The sequence below is a fragment of the Pedobacter sp. genome (genome assembly GCF_035317785.1).
Lineage (GTDB): Bacteria > Bacteroidota > Bacteroidia > Sphingobacteriales > Sphingobacteriaceae > Pedobacter.
The window spans coordinates 1-18,286 of the sequence record NZ_DATHGC010000279.1 but is presented as its reverse complement, the minus strand read 5'-3'; the positions used below and the strand labels follow the sequence as shown (position 1 = coordinate 18,286).

Sequence of the window (18,286 nt, the reverse complement as noted above, 5' to 3'; positions counted from 1 at the left end):
TCCGCTGGTACTGGTTGACGGGGTTCCTATGGACATGAATTACATCGATCCCGTAACTGTAGAAAGTGTTACGGTCCTGAAAGATGCTGCGGCTGCATCCAGTTATGGATCGAGGGGTGCGAACGGTGTAATTGTTGTGACTACAAAACGTGGGGTTGCGGGAAAGGTGTCTGTTGGTTACGATGGATATTATGGCGTGCAGCATGCTTCGGCATTGCCTAATACAGTAGATGCGCCTACTTACATGAGGATGTATAATGAGGCGAGTTATAACAATAACCCGGCTAATAAGCTGCCCTTTACCCAGGAACAGATTGACAATACCCGTAATGGCATGGACCCGGTTGCCAATAATGGTAAGGCTTTCGCCAATACCAACTGGCTGGATATGCTGATTGATGATGCGGCACCGATCACCAGTAATTCGCTCTCATTAAGTGGTGGCAGCAGTGTAGCGCGTTTTGCTTTGACAGGAAATTATACTTACCAGAAAGGGATCATTCCCTTGAGCAATTCAAAGCGGTTTAATATCCGTGCGAATACCACAATATCATTAAGTGATAAGTTCCAGGTGAACTTGGATCTGCTTGCGATTAAAAGGGACACGCAACAGCCTAACAGGCTGAGTGCGACAGGAAATACAGGCAACCGTCTTTTGGAAGACATGTACAGGGTTGCGCCTACGATCATTCCTAAATTTCCTATAAAAGATGGACGCACTTTCTATGGTCAGTTTGTGGATATTGTAAATCCGCTGGCTTATACCGAGGTTGGTGGCAACAGGGCTGCGGAATTTGGACAGACCAGCATCAATTTGCAGCCAAAATGGGAAATGTTTAAGAACTTTAATTTAAAGGGACAGTTTAGTTTCCGCTTGAACAGTGACGTGACCAGGGATACCAGGGATAATTTTAATCATTTTGATTATTTCACTGGTAATCTGCTCAGGACATGGGCTTTGCAAAGGGCGACTGTCTTGACAAGGACGACCTATTATTATGCCGGCCTGACTGCAGATTACACCCTTAACCTCAACGATCACCGAATATTTGCTTTGGCAGGTTATTCGCAGGAAGAGAACAATAGTGGTGCCTGGGATGTGTTTTCTATCATGTCGGGTTATGCAAAACTGAATTATTCTTACAAAGACAAATATTTGCTGGAGGGTACGGTACGTACTGATGGTTCTTCACGTTTTGGACCAGGCAACAAGTTTGGTGTGTTCCCTTCTGTGGCCCTCGGCTGGAACCTGCACAATGAGAATTTCCTGAAGGATAGCCGTGTGATCAACAACTTTAAAATCCGTGCTTCTTATGGTAAACTGGGTAATGACAATATCGGTTTGTACCGATACCAGACGCTAATCAACAATACAAATGGTGTGGAGACAACCTATGGCAATCCAAATATTACCTGGGAATCTGTCAATATGCTGGACATTGGATTGGATCTGGGTTTACTTAAAAATAACAAGCTGGAGCTGACATTTGATTACTATGATAAATTAACAAAGGATATCATCCTGACTCCGACCCTGCCGCTTATTGGTGGTTTTGAATCGGATGTTCCGGTCAATGCGGGTGAGGTAAAGAACAAGGGATGGGAGCTATCCCTGAATTATAACGACAGGATCGGACAAGATGTACATATTTCATTCAGGCCCGGTCTTTCTTATAATAAAAATGAAATACAGAAACTTCTGGGCGGGGATATTGTGACCACCACTGCGATTTCTAAAGTTGGCGGTCCTATTGGTGGTGTTTTTGGTTACAGAACTGACGGCCTGCTCCAGGCAAGTGATTTTGACAATACCGGCAAGCCGCTGATACCTGTTTTGCCAAATGCAAAACCTGGTGACGTCAAATATCTGGATCTTGATGGGGATAAAGTGATCGGTCTTGGTGACCAGGGCCTGATTGGAAATCCTGTGCCTCAGTTAAACTATTTCGCCAATTTCAGTGTGGCGTATAAAAACTTTGATATTGAAGCTTTGATACAGGGCACAGGGAAATCTGACGCAGTATTGTATGGGATGTTTGCTTATCCGCTTGATTTTAGTGCAGACGGCGGTGTCCCGACAACCTATTATGCGGCTAATTACTGGACTCCTGAACATACAGACGCTCGTTTTCCCCGTTTAAATGTAGCGCCGGCCAACAACAAGCTGTCTTCAGATTTTTGGTTTCAGAATGGTGCTTATATGCGGGTTAAATATATCCAGCTGGGCTATAACTTCAATGCGCCTTTTGTAAAGAAACTGGGGGTCAATTCTATCCGGGCGTATTTTAATGCGCAGAACCCTTTTACCGTTACTTCTGTAGAAATTACCGATCCGGAAAGCCGCGGATACCAGTGGACTTATGGACTGGTCAAGCTGTATACAGTAGGCTTCAGTGTTAAATTTTAATTCTAATCGATATGAAAAAAATATATTATTTATTATTTGCTGCGTTGTTAATTACATCGGGCGGATGTAAGAAATTTTTAGTCCATGACAATCCTACCGATGTAGATGATGAAGTTTGGTGGAATACGCAGCCTGATGTCACAAACGCACTAAATTCTATTTATGCGGGCATTCCTGACGGTTCTTCCGGTCGCCAGCTTATATTTTTGGACGCAATGAGCGACAATGCCGTGGCGAGACAAAGTTTAAGAGGCGACTATGAATCTTATGTGAAGGGGTTGCAGGGTCCTGGCTGGGGTGTCGGAACCGGAATCTGGGACGACGATTACAGGGATATCAGGCGGGCCAACCGCTTCCTGGAAAATATTGACCGGGCCTACATGCCTGTGGAGGTGCTTAAAAACCAGTATATTAATGAAGCCAGGGCGCTAAGGGCATACTATCATATGGAACTGTCCATGTTTTTTGGCGGTATTACGATCATGAAGGCGTCAGTAACTCCTGGTACCAGTTATTTGCCAAGAAATACGGCAAAAGAAGTGTATGATTTTGTGATATCGGAATTGACGGCATGTGCAAACAGCGGTGCCCTTCAGAATAAGTATAAGGACAACGCAGACCTTAAGCGCATGTCTGCGGCAACTTGCTGGGGCCTGATCTCTAAATTTGCTTTATATAACAAAGATTATGTACTGGCAGGAGAAGCCGCCAAAAAAATTATCGACATGGGAGAGTATAGCCTTCGCAAGAGTGCCGTGGTGAAGAACAGTTATGCTGACCTTTTTCTTTATACCGGTGAGATCAATAACGAGCGGATCTTTTTCAGAGAAAACACGACTGGCGGTAACCAATGGCTGACGTTCGCGCCGCAGGGGACAGGCGGAAAAACAGTAGTTTCCCCAACAGCATCAATGGTAAATGCTTACGAGACAAAACAGGGCAGAACACTTGCGGAGCTTGGGCCTGATTCCCTGGCGATCTATGCCAAAGATCCGAATTTTCATAACAACAGGGACCCAAGGATGCTGGCTTCTGTAATATTGCCGGGAACAACTTATACTGGGGTAGCTTTGGACCCGTTTGCGAGTTCAAGTATGGATAAAATTGGCAATCAGGATGCCACTGCTACGGGCTTCTGGATCAATAAATACCTGGACCCGAAAGACAAATCTGCCGCCTCTGGTTCAAGAACACTCGATTTTATGATCATGCGTTATGCAGAAGTCCTGCTGAATTATGTGGAGTCATTGGTTGAGACAGGCGACTACAATAACCCTGATGTAATTAAATACCTGAATGAAATCAGGAACAGGGCTGCTATGCCTAATGTGGACGTAACTGTTTATAATACTCAGGACAAATTGCGTGAACTGTTAAGGCGCGAGCGCAGGGTGGAACTGGCATTTGAAGGTGTGCGTTATTACGACATCAGAAGATGGGGGATATTTGAAGAAGTGATGAACGGACAGGTTTACGGCGCTATTGATCCCGCCACCAACCAGCCCGTAAACGTTGAAGTGAGGTCTGCAAATGCTAACAGAGATATGATCTGGCCTATTCCGCAAAAAGAATTGCTGGCCAATCCGCAAATGACACAAAACCCTAATTATAATTAAAACAGATTATTCTTGTGTGAAACAACGGGCACTGATGTGCCCGTTGTTTTAATTTACAATACAGCTGGTTTATAAGATCGACCTCACCAGTCCGCCTTCTACTCTTATTGCGGCTCCATTTGTTGCGGATGCCAGCGGACTTACGTAGTAGGTTACAGTATTGGCGATCTCTTCAACAGATGCAAAGCGCTGCAGGAGCGAAGTGGGTCTTAGGTTTTTAAAGAAATCGGTTTCAACTTCATCTGTTGAAATGTTGCCTGCTTTGGCCAGGTCTTCAATAAAAGTGCCTACACCTTTGGACTTTGTAGGCCCTGGTAAAATGGCATTTACCGTAACGCCGGTGCCCTTGCTGAGCTCTGCAAGTCCTCTGCTCACTGCAAGCTGTGCGGTTTTGGTCATGCCATAATGGATCATTTCATCGGGGATAAACACCGCGGATTCACTGGAAATAAAGATGATCCGGCCCCAGTTCTTTGCCAGCATTTTTGGAAAGATGCTTCTCGATAACCGAATGCCGCTCATGACATTGACTTCAAAGAAACGGAACCAGTCTTCGTCAGGAATTTCTTCGAAGGGTTTGGGTTCAAATATTCCGGCATTATTGACCAGGATATCGATGTCAGGCAATTGTGCGATCAGCGCATTGACTTCTTCAGCATTGGAAAAGTCTGCCGCCAGACCAGAAACATCCGCACCTTTTACCAGTTGCTGCAGTTCTTTTACCGCAGTGGCGACGCCTTCTTCAGACCTGCCGTTGATGATCACTTTAGCGCCTTCCTGAAGTAAACTCCGGGCTATTGCAAAGCCAATACCTGCCGTGGAACCACTGATGAAAGCTGTTTTATTACGAAGTTGTAAATCCATAGTTTTAAATTATAATTTAAAACTACAGCTATCTTATTCACAATGTTTCATGGGCCTGCAATTGTGGCATAAGTCTGACGGCTTGCTTTGAGGAAACCGGGTCAGGAATTACTGCGTTTTGACCAGGCTTTTTAGCTCTACGATCTTCTGATGGGTCTGGTCCATATTGATGATTCCTCTTCTTGGTCGGTCGAGATCCAGGATCAGGTAAATGGTCATAACGGTCATTAGTGTAAAGCCGCATACGATGATCCAGTTGAAGCGTTTTCCCTTGGTGCCGTACCCGACGATGAAACTGCCGGTTATGGTAAGCAGGAACAGGAGCCAGTATATCGATTCCGGGACATGGGCATTGCGATCGGCATCCCGGGTGGTTGCGATATCCATCATGGCGTTCAGTGCGGGGATCATTTGTTGTGAACGAAATGCATTGTCTTTATTCTGGGACAATGCGGTCACTGACTTCCAGATTTTTCCGGAATAATCGTTTGACTGCTGAAGGCTTTGGTTTAACTGGTTTTCATCTATTCCGGCTTCGTAATAGGAGATCCGTGCATTTAAATAGTCATCGAACAGAGGCTTGAGCTTGCTGCGGGTACTGTCCGGGTAGAGGTCACAGCGGAGAATGGCTGTGCCGATGTCGTTGGCTTCCTGTACAATGATCTGCCTGCGGGTATCACTTTTGGAAGCAGACATGCTGAAAGTAAAGGAAAGCAATAGTGCCAGCAACCCCAATAATGATCCTTCTATCGCACCCAGGCTTTCAGCAGCATTGCTGTCTTCCTGGTTCGCCCTTTGCAGGATATAAAATCCGAGCCTGTTGAAGGCGATCATAAGTATAAAAAGGATCCCGCAGATCAGGATTGCCGGGGTGTGAAATAGGATGGAGTTCATGCCTAAATATAGGATGATATCTGCTCAGTTCAAAATTTCCCGGTGTTGCTTATGCTGCTTATATCGTCAGATTCAGCAGTTCGTCGATCTGTTTGGCCAGCTGCCTGTCTTTGTCCGTTACGATGTCTCCGGCATCGTGTGTGCTCAGCCAGATTTCTACTTTATTCCATTCGTTGGTCCACTTTGGATGGTGGTTGTTCTTTTCAGCCACAAAGGCTACCCGGACCATAAATGCGAAAGCTTCCTGGAAATCTTTAAATAGCAGGACCTTGTAGAGCTTTCTATCAATTTCTTCCCATTGTTTCTGAACCACATTTTCCATTTTCATCAAATTATACAGCTGCTAAATTGCAGCATTAATAGAACAATGAAAGCAGGTTTAGGTTTTAACTGCTTTCCTGATCGCATCTACAATACCTTCATTCAATACAATGTACATCCCCAGGCGTTCTGTAGAAATTCCGGCCGCTAACTTATAGGTGAACACGGGTTTGTCGTTCTCAAAGAAAGTCTCCATATATTGAAAAGAAAGGTTTTCCTGTTTTTGAAGCTCCGCTGCCAGCTCCACGATATGCGTAGATATAAAAAACGCAGAATTTCTAATGAAGGCGAGTTCGGAGATGATCAGCAAAGAGGCATCAAAGGCATCCTTTACATTGGTACCCCTGAACAGCTCATCAAAGATCACAAACATACGGTCGTTTTCTGTCAGCGTTAAAGCTACTTCCTTGACCCGTTTTACTTCACTGTAATAATGGCTCAGTCCGTCATTGATGTTGTCGGGCAGGTTTATGGTGGTGATTAAACCGTTAAAAATCGTCGTTTCCATGGCGTCTGCTGGTACAGGAAAACCAATATGTGACAGGTATATGGCCAGTCCGAGTGACTTCAGCAAGGACGACTTGCCGGCCATATTTGATCCGGTAAGAAAGACCATGTTCTTGTTACGGTCAAAGGCCACATCATTTTTAACCGGGTTTTTAATGCCGGGATGAAACAGGCCGGTTACATTGAACTTTAAATTGAGTTCGCTGGTGTATTTTGGAAAGCAGAAACCTCTATTTATGGCGGTTAGAGACACATATTCAAATACATCCAGCTCGTAAACAAGCTGCAGCATTTCCCTTATGCTTTCCTTTTCCTTGCCCCGGAATGTCCCATCCAGCCAGTTTACCTGGTAGAATTTCAGGTTATTTTCATTGAGCTTTGAGGTCTGTGCCAACAACCCGTTCGTGATGATCTCATTGATCCTGATAAAGACGGTGTTTAAATAATCCGGGAGCTGCTCAGTTTGGTTGTCCTCTATAAGCTGCTGCATATATCTTGTCAGTCTAAGGAGGTATTTGAGCCCGGTTTTGATGATGTAATAGTCATTGCTCGAATTCCTGGTTACATAGTCTGACACCGCATCTATCAGGTTGCCCTTTGATTTTCTTTTAGTCGATTTGAGATAGAACTCTATCAGGTCAAGCTCTTCGTTCCTGATGTCGATAACAAGTTTACGGTCAGAAAAATACCTGATCGCTTCACTTCTGCGGGTAAGGAGATCTATGTCTGTTGAAGGATTTGACATCATTTCCCGCAGTTTTTCTCTGCCGCCAAGGGTCCGGGTACCTTTAAAAATATGGAATACAGAATTGGATGTTTCTGAGAATACGTTCAGGTCCCGGAGGGTTTGCTGATCAATGATGAAGCCGTTCATTGATGAAAGATAAAACAAAATTGCGCTAAATTTTATTAGAGCAATATGGTTAATGTTAAATGTCGTTTAAGATGTGCGTTGTTATTGGCTTTCGCCATTGTTTTTACCTTTCAGTCCTGTAGAAAAAGTAAATCAGAGATCGGTAAAGAGCTTTTTAAGGAAACGAAAAATAAAGTCTTTAAAAAAATCGAAAATGATGCTTTTGCCAGTGTGTTCAAACAAGTACTGGCGGATAAGAAATCGGGATTGGGTAACCCAAAACTGATCGCCGCTTTTTATGAAGGCAATGATTACGATCCTGTATTACTGATGCAGCACCTGCCAAAGAAGGGTTTAAAGGTGCTCGAAAGTCATTTAAATAAGGCGGGAGCTCATGGTCTTTCACCTGAAATGTTTGGCGCGGACCAGTTTGCCAGGCTGATCGGTGAGATTTATGACAAGAAAGCGATTAAAACTGTTGAGGAAGCTTATCAGATCATTGCCGAGCTGGAACTCGCGACTGCCAATTCGCTGATCGGCTACAGCAACGCACTTCAATATGGAATAGTAAGCCCAAGGAAGATCTATGCCCAATATTATACCAGGACCAAAAGACCGGACAGCGCCGGAGTGATGTCTGTTTTTGCCGTTAAGGATCTGAAAGTTTACCTGGACAGCATTCAGCCTAAAAGTAAATCTTACCTGACCTTGCAAAAAGCATTGGCCGAAGGCCTGACCGCACCGGGGATGAGCAAAGAGGAAACCGCACGTGTTCTGGAAGTGAACATGGAGCGTCTGCGGTGGAAAAACAGGAATAGTGATAAAAAACTGGTTTTGGTCAATATTCCTGATTACAGGCTCGATGTCATTGAAAATGGGAAGTCTGTCATGAACATGAAGGTCTGTGTGGGAGAGGGCCGGAAGATAAAAGCGACGGATCAGCTGAAGGAATACGATGAGGATGACCTGAAAAAAGACAGGCCTTTTAACCGGGAAACACCCCAGCTTGGCAGTATGATCCACAGTGTGCAGGTCAACCCGGTCTGGAATATTCCCGAAAGCATTGCTACTAAAGAGATTACTAAATATGCAGCGGCTGACCGGTATTACCTGGCCAATAATAATATTGATGTATACCTGGATGGCAAACTGATCGAAGACCCGGAAACCATTGACTGGAGTGCTGCCGGTGCCGGAAAGGTCTACACCTTCAGGCAGCGTTCCGGGAATGACAATTCATTGGGTAAGATCAAGTTTTTATTTGACAATGAGAGTTCTGTTTATTTGCACGATACGCCTGCAAAGGAAGCTTTTAAACTGCCTGTAAGAGCGGTTAGCCACGGCTGCGTTCGTGTGGAAAAGCCGCTGGAACTGGCCCGTGTGCTTTTTGGAGAGGGCGATAAATTTGAGCTGATCAAAAAAGAGATGGCCCAGACTGCTGCGCAGACGGCCAGGGATATTGCTCTGCCAGATAAAGTTGCTGTGTACCTGACTTATTTTACCTGCTGGGCAGATGAAAACGGGGTGCTGCAGTTTAGAAAAGACATCTACGGACAGGATATCGTGCTGTATTCTTACCTGGAAAGGATCAAGTCAAGTTAGACCAGTCCAGCTTATCAATAAGCGTTCTGTCATATAGTGCTGAAAGATTATAGATCTAAAGAATCAATAGTTTCAGCGATCTGCTGATCTGTATTTTCCGCTCCCGTGCTTTGCGCCAATGTTGCCGCCAGGTGCTCGTCCAGATATTTAGAAGTATAATCCTGTGCGCTCGAATTGATGAACAGCACAGTTTTGCCTCCAATGGTATTGATCACTTTATTGGCCAGCTCCGGCGCTACTGCAGGGCAGCCCTGGCTGCGGCCTAACCTGCCCAGCGCATTTATCGTTCCCTGACTTACATAATTTGCGCCATGTACCACGATAGATCTCTTGCGGGCATTGTCGTTAAAGCCATCATCCATGCCATCCAGTCTCAGGGAACGGCCATGCTGACCGTTATAGGTCTCACCCGTTACATAAAAGCCGATGCTGCTTTGAAAAGAGTCATTGGTATTGGAAAATTTTACTGCTTTATCTGCTCCGCTGCGCTGCCCATGGGCTACCCAGGTATTCAGGAGCAATTCTTTTTTATCAAGATCCACGATCCACAGACGTTTTTGAGTACTGTTCATGTCCATGTCGGCAATGGTCAGCACGGATTTTTCGGAACTGACTTTACCTGAGTTTTTCAGGTTGTAAAATCCGGTTACGGCTTTTTCAAAAACGTTGATGTTCAACCCGCTCTGGGCCAGGTGGGCGCTGTCGTAAATCTTCTGTAAATAAGAATTGTACAGCGTATCTTCAGATAAATTTATATTATGTTTTGTGTTTTCAGTTTGCGCAGATGTGCTGAGGTTGTTCGGTGTCCAACTGATAAAGGTTAGTGCAAATGAAACTAAAATTAATCCTGCTATTCCTAAAATGTATCTTCTCATCCTGATTTGGTTAAAAGCGTTAGCTATAATATTACGTTAATTTAATAAGTTTAGTATGCTCGTATTTGATTTGTTTAATTATTGCTGTTAAAACTTCCACAAAGATACTCAAACAGATTTACCTAAGGAACTCATTTTTAATCTATTACTTGTAAATGACTTAAAAATGGCTATTGCAATGTGTCAGCGAGGTTTTTGACTTTTATTCCCGGTTGTACAAACCTGACAATTCTTAACTATTTCCGTCTCTATTGCAGGAGGACTACATTACACTGATGGGTTAGGCAGGCGCGCAGTCTTCAGCAAATTGATTGCAAAAATTTTAGCTAGCTTTGCAGGATCGTTAAATTTGCGTCAGCAATAAAATAAAAGAACTGTGTCGTTAGATAAATTGAAACTAAGCAAGCCATTAATTTCGGCTATGACGGACGCCGGATACATCTCTGCCAAAGAGATCCAGGCTAAAACTATGTCGAGAATAATAGGCGGACAGGACATTATTGCCGTAGGCCCTGAAGGGAGCGGTAAGACCACCACCTATGTGCTTGGGGTTTTGATGAAACTAAAATACAGTACGGATGAGGCGCCAAAAGTACTGATCCTGGTTCCGGATCAGGAGCGCGTGCTTGCGGTGATTGATCAGTTCAGGACGCTGAGCGGCAACAGGAACCTGCGCATCATGGGTCTTTATGGCACAGGAGGTATGGAAGAAACTGTGCTTGAACTTTTGGAAGGGATAGACATCGTGGTAGCTACACCGCCAAGGGCACGTGCGGTTTACCTGAAACTGGGCCTGAACCTGAACAGGCTGCAGATCTTTATTGTTGACGATGCGGAACTGATCGTAAAGCAGGGTATGCAATTGCCTGTTGCGGAACTGGCAAGAAGTGCCGGTAAAGTTCAGCACCTGATCTTTACTACTGTGGTCCATGATAAACTGAACCTGATGATCGACCAGTTTATGAATTTTCCGGTGACGCTTGAAGTCGAAGAACTTGGGGAAAGTAAAGCTGTGACCCATGAATTGCTGCTGTACCAGGTCCCTAATTTTAAGACCAAGATCAGTTTGCTGGATTCGCTGCTGCGTGATGACGAGGTATTTGAAAAAGTGGTGGTATTTGTAAACAGCCGCCTTACTGCTCAAAAGCTAAATCAAACACTTGTTTCGTACAAGCCCGGCACTATATCTGTACTCAATCCCTTGTTTTTTGACGAAGAAGGTTTTGATCATATCGAAGATTTTAAAGATACGCCCGGGGCGAGGGTGCTGATCGTGGCCAATGAAGGCCTGGCTGCTTCCGCGGCTCCGCTGGACCTTTCCAGTATCCCTTTTATCTTTCATTTTGAAATTCCGGAAAAGAAAGAACAGTTCCTGAGCCGTGTGGTAAAATCGGGTGAAGAGGAAGTGGTCGCTATTACTTTTGCTACTGATATGGAACTGGTAGAGCTCCGCAAGATCGAAGCATCGATCGGTTTCAAAATTCCGGTAATGGACCTGCCTGAGGACCTGATCATCGAGAAAGCTGCGAAGCCTGCAAAGGTCAAAACTGTAAAAGAAGACAGTCTGGACGCGCCAAAAGGCGGCGGTGCATTTCATGATAAAAAAGAAAGCAATGCAAAGACTTACAATTACGGCATAGGGCAGAAAGCCAAGATGACCATGAAGAAAAAGCACGGTTAGTCGGGCGTGGCCAGCTAGACCCTGAGCGCGCCGCGGAACCCCCTGGCTGCATAGTAAGATTCTGCACCATTGTGATACACGAAGATAGTTCCGTAACGGTAATCGGCAAAGATGCCGCCGCCCAGTTTTCTAATTCCGGCAGGTGTTTTTATCCAGCTCGAGGTTTTCGTGTCAAACTTTCCAAATTGCTGCAGCTCCCGGTATTGTTCTTCATCTAAAATCTCAATGCCCATCTCAGTGGCCATTCCAATTGCACTATTTCCAGGCTTATGCTCTTTCCTTGACTCCAGTGCTTCATGATCGTAGCAAATACTTCTGCGGCCCTTAGGGCTTTCAGCAGCGCAATCGTAGAAAATGTATTGGTCTGTCTTTTGATCATAACCCACCACATCAGGTTCACCGCCCGTGGTCTCCATGTCATCCAGCGACCACAGTTTTCCGGCATTGGCTTCCAGCTTTGCCTGCACTTTGGTCCATTCCACACCCTTATGGCGGTTCATGTTTTTTTCAAAACGGTCTTTCAGGGTTTTGAGCAGTTCCTCACGTTGTTCCGGCAACAGCTCTTTTTTATTGCTTTTCATGTTTATAATTTTATTGGTTAACTGAAATGATTTTCCGGTCCGCAGGTCTGAAATACCAGGATACAAAAGTCAGGGCCAGCAATAAAGTTGGTCCAAAAAATTCTTTGGCACCATCGCCAACGGCAAGGTGAGAAAATACGGCACCTGACATCGCAAAGAAAAAGCCTGCATAAGCCCATTCCTTTAATAAAGGAAACTTAGGAATAAGCACTGCCACAACGCCCAGTATTTTCCAGATGCCAAGAATGGTTAAGAGATAGACAGGATAACCCAATTTTATCATCATGGCTACTTCTTCCTTCATTTTAATTAACTGTACTATTCCGGTCGATAGCATTCCTAATGCCAGCCAAACGGTAGCGATCCAATAGATAATTTTGTTTCTCTTTGACATCATGTATTATTTTAGTTTGCTTACAATATCCTGCAATCTGTTATGTGCCATATTGATGCCCTGAGCAAAGGGCAGCTGCAATATTTGGTCTCTGAGGGCAACTGACTTATACACGATATGCATAGTGAGCCGGCTGCTCCCTTCAGTGAGTGTTTCAAATTCCAAAAACTCAAGCTGAGGTGCAAATGGCGTATTTTCCATTTCAAACGTCCGGGTGATTTTCTGGTTGGGAACAAAGTCATGGATTACCCCGCTGGCCAGAAATGCCACGTTGCCTTTAGGATCGGACGTTTCAAACTGATAACTGCCGTGCTTTTTATTTTCCAGTTTCAGTACTTTTGTACCCATCCATTGCTCGACAATTTCAGGTGTTACGTAAGCCTTAAAAAGCAATTCCAAAGGCAAATCAAATTCCCTGGTAATCACCAATTCCTGTTTGCCCTCTCCGGCCTCGATTTTAGTTTTTCTTTCCATACTGTTCTATTCATTTGGTTTGTATGTTTTCATAATGGCTTCCAGTTTATTAAATCTGTCATCCCACATTTGGCGAAATGGTTCGATAAAGTCAGCTACTTCTTTCATCTTTTTTGCATTAAGGTGATAATAGATCTCCCTCCCGGTTTGCTCTTGTTTAAGCAATTCGCACTCAGTCAGTATTTGCAGGTGTTTTGAAACTGTCGGTCTCGCTGTATCGAAATTCGCAGCTATAACACCGGCGGTCATGGATTGCGACGCAACCAGCATAAGGATAGCCCGTCTTGTCGGGTCCGCTATGGCTTGAAATACATCTCGTCTTAAATTCATTATGTAGTTATTTGACTACAAATATATATGTAGTTATTTAACTACGCAAATATTTTTGCATTTTTTATCGCGGATGCGTTTGATCAATCACAACCAAACATTTAAAGCTTCTCTTTAAGGAACGTCAGCGGGTTATAAAATCTTAGGTTTAACTGCTGCTTATTCATCGTAAGCCAACTGGCGCAGCCATAATCGTCAAAGGCCTTGCGGATCTCCAAATGAAGATGATGGTAGTCGCCGCCGTACTTTTTTGATTCCTGCACTGTAAATAACCTGGCCAGTTTTGTCTTTTGGTCCACCTGCTGACCCTGCTGCACGTATGCTTCTTTCAAATGCTTGTAGGAAGTGAACATGGTGCTGCCGTCTGCAAGTTTATGTCTTACCACTACCGTTTTCTGGTTTTCAGCTAAATGAACCGAACATACGATACCTGCAGCCATAGCATATACAGGTACCAATTTATCTTTAGGCTTGAGAGGATTGATGTCGATAGCTGTATGAATATGGCCTTTCAGAAAACTGTCCCGGTGATCACCAAATATGCTGATTACTTTGATCTGCTTCAGATCCTTGCGATTGGCCACATCGAAAGGCAGAAACCAATTTGCCGCTGTACCATTCGGCGCGGCATCCAGATAATAGGGTTTCCATCTTGCTTTGTCACTTTCAATAGTCGGGTTGGTAAACGTGGTGAGTAAAAAGAGATGTAAGAGCAAGGTGTTCATGATTTAGCAAATTAGTTTACAGAGGCATTGTATTTACTAATATACAAGAATAGTCAATAGCACAAGAAGCATAGCTGACATACCCAAAAAGAATATATATTTGTGCTCAATTTTTACAATAACATACATGGCAAAGACATCTGAAGCGAAAGTAGGAAACATTTTAAGGTACAATGGTGAGCTGGTGACAATTATAGAGCTAATGCACCGTACACCAGGTAAAGGGGGAGCTTTTTACTTAGGTAAATTTCGCAATATCAAAACGGGAAGAATTGTGGAAGCCCGGTTGGGAACCGATGAGCAGATCGAAATTTGCCGGGTAGAAACCAACGATTTTCAATATTTGTATGAAGACGGCGATTATTTTGTAGTCATGGATAACGTCTCTTTCGAACAATTTAATATTCCTAAATCACTATTCGGACCGGCTGCAAAATTCCTGAAAGAAGGTATGGACGTCATTGTATCTTTTGAAAGTGAAGAGCCCATCATGGCCCAGGCACCAAATTTTGTAGAGCTGGAAATTACGTATGCCGAGCCGGCTGTAAAAGGAGATACTTCATCAGGCGCACAGAAGTTGGCGACGACTGAAAATGGTATTGAAATCAGAGTGCCTTTATTTGTAAATCAGGGTGATAAAATCAAAATAGACACCCGTACCGGAGACTATGTAGAGCGGGTGAAATAGGTTGCAATAGTTCTTTACAATTTCTTGGCCTCATTCCAATAAACATCCATCTCGGCAAGTGTCATGTCCTGAAGCGCTTTACCATTTTCTTTGGCCTTGCTTTCCAAATACTGAAAGCGCTTAATGAATTTCTTATTGGTTTTCTCCAGTGCATTCTCCGGATTGATGTTGATGAAACGTGCATAGTTGATCAGGGAAAACAACAAATCTCCGAATTCCCCTTCAGCTTTCTCTATGTCGATCTCCGCGCCACTCACCGTATTGTACTCTTCTTTAAACTCCTGCAGTTCTTCTTCTACTTTTTCCCAGACCTGTTCTTTGTTGTCCCAGTCAAAGCCCACACCACGTGCTTTTTCCTGGATGCGGCTGGCCTTTACCAATGAGGGCAGTCCTGCGGGTACGCCTGCGAGCACAGATTTATTGCCTTCTTTCAGTTTCAGCTTTTCCCAGTTGCGCTTTACATCATGTTCATCCTGCACTTCGACATCGCCATAAATGTGCGGGTGGCGGCTGATCAGTTTGTCACATACGCCATTGAGTACATCTACGATCGTAAAATCATTGGTCTCTGAAGCGATGCGGGCATAAAATACCAGGTGCATCATCACGTCGCCCAACTCTTTTTTAACTTCCTGCAGGTCGCCTTCCAATATGGCATCAGACAGTTCATAGGTCTCTTCGATGGTCAGGTGGCGCAGGGTTTCCATGGTCTGTTTTTTATCCCAGGGGCATTCTGTGCGCAAGGTATCCAGTACGGTCAGTAATCTTTGAAAAGCTGTTGAGGGGTCTGCTGCGGTAACCGGAGGTATATTGTTGGGCATTATGAAGCTTTATTTTGATGTTTTATTTAATGATGTTAAAGGTAATGATCATTGTCGTTAAAAAAAGGACAATCAATCCGGATAAAAATAAGACATCTGCCAGTTTTTCTAAACGGTTATTGGTAGATTCTGCATCTTTTCTCATGGCCAGGAAAGAAAAGATACAGCTGGTCATGAATAGTACGATGGCTACGGCAGTAGTTTCGTCGATGATGCTCACATCGCCCATCTTGGATACTTTGATGGAAGTGAGCACAATAAAGCAAAGACCAAGCAGGTTGGCCGAGGTATTGAGGATGTGCGGTGATCTTTTATCGGCCATTTATTCCTGTTCTTCGAGTTTGATCTTTTTGGTAAGGCGGTAGACCTTTCGTTTTTTATGGGGTTTTTCTTCTCCGCCCAGCAGTATTCCCCAGGGTTTCAGCGGATCGACGCGGTCAAATATGATCTTGAGCATGGCCAGGTAAGGAATGCAAAGGAACATGCCCGATATGCCCCAGATCATTTCACCTACCACAATGCCTATAAAGGCGAAAAGTGCATTGATCTTGACTTTAGAGCCGACTACCAGCGGCATCAGTACATTGCCGTCTACAGTATGAACGCACAGGAAGGCGACGATGACCAGCAGCATTTTGGCTGCCCCGGCTGTGGCGAAGGTAATGAGTGCGCTGATCAGCAGGGCACTAAAGATGCCGATGTAGGGAATGATGTTGAATATGCCTGCGATGAGGCCAAGCAACACTGCATATTTAACGCTGAGGATCCAGAGCACAAAGATCATCAGGGCAGTGACAATGATCATTTGAATGAACAGCCCCGTAATGTATTTTTTGATGATGTACTGGATGTGCCTTACAATTTCGCTTACTTTTTCGGTATGTTCATCTGCAAATACTGAGGTGAGGAACCTGAAAAGCGTGCCCCGGTAGTTGAGGATGAAAAAAGTAAATAGCAGCAGGAAGGAAAGGAACAGCAGGGTGGAGGAAAGGGTGAGTAATGTGGCACCCAATACTGTTGCGCTGGTAGCCAGGGCACTGGTCGCGCTGTCCTTAAGGTAATCTATCTGCTTGTGGGTGTTGATGTGAAAGGTGTGGGAGATCCAGTTTTGCACATCATGAAAAGAGATTTCGGCCTGCTTTTTCAGCAGCGGCCAGTCCTGCCAGAGGTCGGTCAGCTGATTGGCTAAAAAATACAGGATACCTGACAGCAGGGCGATCATCAGCACCACGGAGATGATCGATGCGAGGCTTCTTTTTAAGCGGCATTTCTTTTCCAGGTAATTGGCAAGTGGCAAGAGCAATAGCGCCAGTAGAAAAGAAGTGAGCAGGGGGGCAAGGAGTGTCTGACCCAAAATGGCTAGGTATCCAATGCAGATGATGGAAAACAACACCATGGCAAGCCTGGTGTAAAATGGGGTGGAGGGTTGGTTCATAGGTCAGATGCTGCATGAATTACTTCCATGCACTGGCATCATCTAATATAGCAATATCTTCTGTATTTAATTTCAATTCTGCCGCCCTGACCAGATCTTTTAGCTGCTCCAGGCTGGTTACACTTGCTATCGGTGCAGTGACCGAGGGGCGGGCAATGAGCCAGGCGAGGGCAACACTGGCCTGGTCGGCACTGTATTGTTCAGAAACTTCATCTAGTGCTTTGAGTATCCTGGAACCCCTTTCATTCAGGAAGTTTTTTACGGCGCCGCCCCGCTGGCTTTTATCCAGGTCTTCCTCAGAACGGTACTTTCCGGTCAGAAATCCGCTGGCCAGTGAGTAATAACTGATTACACCCAATTGATTGTCGAGTACAATCTGTTCATAATTGCTTTCATAGCCCTCGCGCTGGTACAGGTTATATTCAGGCTGCAGGGTCTGGTATTTGGGCAGGTTGAGCTTGTTTGCCAGTTCCAGTGACTGGATCAGTCGTTCCGGTGACATATTGGAAGCGCCTATCCACCTTACTTTTCCTGATCTGATCAGTTCGTCATAGGCTTCGAGAGTTTCCTGTATCGGTGTATCCGGATCATCGTAATGGGACTGGTATAAGTCTATGTAATCCGTTTTTAGTCTTTTCAGGGAATCTTCAGCGGCCTGGATGATGTATTTTTTGGACAGGCCTTTTTTGCCAGGCCCCATGCCTGCACCTACTTTGGTAGCGATGATCACTTTTTTGCGGTCCTTTCTTTGCTGCATCCAGTTGCCGATAATGGTTTCTGATTCGCCGCCATTGTTGCCCGGCACCCATGCAGAATATACATCTGCGGTGTCTATTAAGTTAAAGCCGGCATCAGTGAAGCCGTCCAGTATCTCAAATGATCTGGCCTCATCGGTGGTCCAGCCAAAAACATTTCCGCCAAAGGCGATGGGGTATACCTGTAAATCTGAGTTGCCCAATTGTATTTTGTTCATAGGGATTGAGGTTTGTAATGAAAGCTTAACAATATTAGGGCTGAAGATGTTTAGGCATTGTGTCCGTCATTTGTAAAGAGTTCAAGAGAACCTGGTTGCGGTTGTTGTCGATTCCTAAAAGAGCTATACACTAAAAACAGTGTATGGAAACAAAAGAAACAGAATTCATTTTCACAGAAAGGACAAATAAGAACCAATGTTTTGATAAGCGTTTAATCAAATATATTGTAGCTCTTGCAGAACAG

19 protein-coding genes are annotated in these 18,286 nt (G+C 44.5%); 5 read left to right on the top strand and 14 right to left on the bottom strand.

Going from position 1 to position 18,286, the window contains the following annotated elements:
• Positions 1 to 2,407 (top strand): SusC/RagA family TonB-linked outer membrane protein (locus VK541_RS17235; protein WP_324371582.1); only part of this gene is annotated, 2,407 nt, incomplete at its 5' end.
• 11 nt (positions 2,408 to 2,418) lie between these two features.
• A complete protein-coding gene (locus VK541_RS17230) occupies positions 2,419 to 4,023 on the top strand; it encodes a RagB/SusD family nutrient uptake outer membrane protein (RefSeq protein ID WP_324371580.1) in 1,605 nt (534 codons plus the stop codon).
• A 69-nt stretch (positions 4,024 to 4,092) separates the two neighbouring features.
• Here VK541_RS17230 and VK541_RS17225 read toward each other — a convergent pair whose 3' ends face one another.
• The 4 genes from VK541_RS17225 to VK541_RS17210 form a co-directional block, all read right to left on the bottom strand.
• Positions 4,093 to 4,887, bottom strand: coding sequence for an SDR family oxidoreductase (locus VK541_RS17225; protein ID WP_324371578.1), 795 nt, complete (start codon positions 4,885 to 4,887; stop codon positions 4,093 to 4,095).
• Positions 4,888 to 4,995: 108 nt separating this feature from the next.
• Positions 4,996 to 5,781 (bottom strand): hypothetical protein, encoded by a 786-nt coding sequence (locus VK541_RS17220; protein WP_324371577.1) that lies wholly within the window; start codon positions 5,779 to 5,781, stop codon positions 4,996 to 4,998.
• A gap of 58 nt (positions 5,782 to 5,839) precedes the next feature.
• Complete coding sequence (locus tag VK541_RS17215) at positions 5,840 to 6,109, bottom strand: 4a-hydroxytetrahydrobiopterin dehydratase (protein WP_324371576.1); 270 nt, start codon at positions 6,107 to 6,109, stop codon at positions 5,840 to 5,842.
• 51 nt (positions 6,110 to 6,160) lie between these two features.
• The gene (locus tag VK541_RS17210; RefSeq protein WP_324371575.1) at positions 6,161 to 7,483 is read right to left on the bottom strand and encodes a MutS-related protein; all 1,323 of its coding nucleotides are present in this window, start codon (positions 7,481 to 7,483) and stop codon (positions 6,161 to 6,163) included.
• Positions 7,484 to 7,528: 45 nt separating this feature from the next.
• Between VK541_RS17210 and VK541_RS17205 the strand changes: the two genes are divergently transcribed.
• A complete protein-coding gene (locus VK541_RS17205; RefSeq protein WP_324371574.1) occupies positions 7,529 to 9,064 on the top strand; it encodes a L,D-transpeptidase family protein in 1,536 nt (511 codons plus the stop codon).
• A gap of 47 nt (positions 9,065 to 9,111) precedes the next feature.
• On the opposite strand, the gene VK541_RS17200 is transcribed toward VK541_RS17205, so the two are convergent.
• Entirely contained in the window at positions 9,112 to 9,939 is an 828-nt protein-coding gene (locus tag VK541_RS17200; protein WP_324371573.1) for a murein L,D-transpeptidase catalytic domain family protein, read from the bottom strand.
• Between the two features lie 376 nt (positions 9,940 to 10,315).
• On the opposite strand from VK541_RS17200, the gene VK541_RS17195 reads away from it, so the two are divergent.
• Complete coding sequence (locus tag VK541_RS17195; RefSeq protein ID WP_324371572.1) at positions 10,316 to 11,620, top strand: DEAD/DEAH box helicase; 1,305 nt, start codon at positions 10,316 to 10,318, stop codon at positions 11,618 to 11,620.
• Positions 11,621 to 11,634: 14 nt separating this feature from the next.
• Here VK541_RS17195 and VK541_RS17190 read toward each other — a convergent pair whose 3' ends face one another.
• The 5 genes from VK541_RS17190 to VK541_RS17170 all read right to left on the bottom strand — a co-directional run bounded on the left by VK541_RS17190 (position 11,635) and on the right by VK541_RS17170 (position 14,124).
• The gene (locus VK541_RS17190) at positions 11,635 to 12,201 is read right to left on the bottom strand and encodes a DUF4256 domain-containing protein (protein ID WP_324371571.1); all 567 of its coding nucleotides are present in this window, start codon (positions 12,199 to 12,201) and stop codon (positions 11,635 to 11,637) included.
• A 10-nt stretch (positions 12,202 to 12,211) separates the two neighbouring features.
• Positions 12,212 to 12,598 (bottom strand): DoxX family protein, encoded by a 387-nt coding sequence (locus VK541_RS17185; protein WP_324371570.1) that lies wholly within the window; start codon positions 12,596 to 12,598, stop codon positions 12,212 to 12,214.
• Between the two features lie 3 nt (positions 12,599 to 12,601).
• Positions 12,602 to 13,069: an SRPBCC family protein gene (locus VK541_RS17180; protein ID WP_324371569.1), complete on the bottom strand. Its 468-nt coding sequence runs from the start codon at positions 13,067 to 13,069 to the stop codon at positions 12,602 to 12,604.
• A gap of 6 nt (positions 13,070 to 13,075) precedes the next feature.
• The gene (locus tag VK541_RS17175) at positions 13,076 to 13,399 is read right to left on the bottom strand and encodes a metalloregulator ArsR/SmtB family transcription factor (RefSeq protein ID WP_324371568.1); all 324 of its coding nucleotides are present in this window, start codon (positions 13,397 to 13,399) and stop codon (positions 13,076 to 13,078) included.
• Between the two features lie 101 nt (positions 13,400 to 13,500).
• Positions 13,501 to 14,124: a M23 family metallopeptidase gene (locus tag VK541_RS17170; protein ID WP_324371567.1), complete on the bottom strand. Its 624-nt coding sequence runs from the start codon at positions 14,122 to 14,124 to the stop codon at positions 13,501 to 13,503.
• 127 nt (positions 14,125 to 14,251) lie between these two features.
• Between VK541_RS17170 and efp the strand changes: the two genes are divergently transcribed.
• Entirely contained in the window at positions 14,252 to 14,812 is a 561-nt protein-coding gene (gene efp / locus VK541_RS17165; RefSeq protein WP_324371566.1) for an elongation factor P, read from the top strand.
• Positions 14,813 to 14,826: 14 nt separating this feature from the next.
• Here efp and mazG read toward each other — a convergent pair whose 3' ends face one another.
• Genes mazG through VK541_RS17145 form a run of 4 tightly spaced genes read right to left on the bottom strand, consistent with a single transcriptional unit; the run spans position 14,827 to position 18,041 of the window.
• Positions 14,827 to 15,633, bottom strand: a complete 807-nt coding sequence (mazG, locus tag VK541_RS17160; RefSeq protein ID WP_324371564.1) for a nucleoside triphosphate pyrophosphohydrolase — start codon at positions 15,631 to 15,633, stop codon at positions 14,827 to 14,829.
• Positions 15,634 to 15,655: 22 nt separating this feature from the next.
• Entirely contained in the window at positions 15,656 to 15,955 is a 300-nt protein-coding gene (locus VK541_RS17155) for a hypothetical protein (RefSeq protein WP_324371563.1), read from the bottom strand.
• On the bottom strand, positions 15,956 to 17,068 hold the full coding sequence (locus VK541_RS17150; protein WP_324371562.1) for an AI-2E family transporter: 1,113 nt from the start codon (positions 17,066 to 17,068) through the stop codon (positions 15,956 to 15,958).
• Positions 17,069 to 17,087: 19 nt separating this feature from the next.
• Positions 17,088 to 18,041, bottom strand: a complete 954-nt coding sequence (locus tag VK541_RS17145) for an aldo/keto reductase (protein WP_324371561.1) — start codon at positions 18,039 to 18,041, stop codon at positions 17,088 to 17,090.
• Positions 18,042 to 18,286 lie beyond the last annotated feature (245 nt).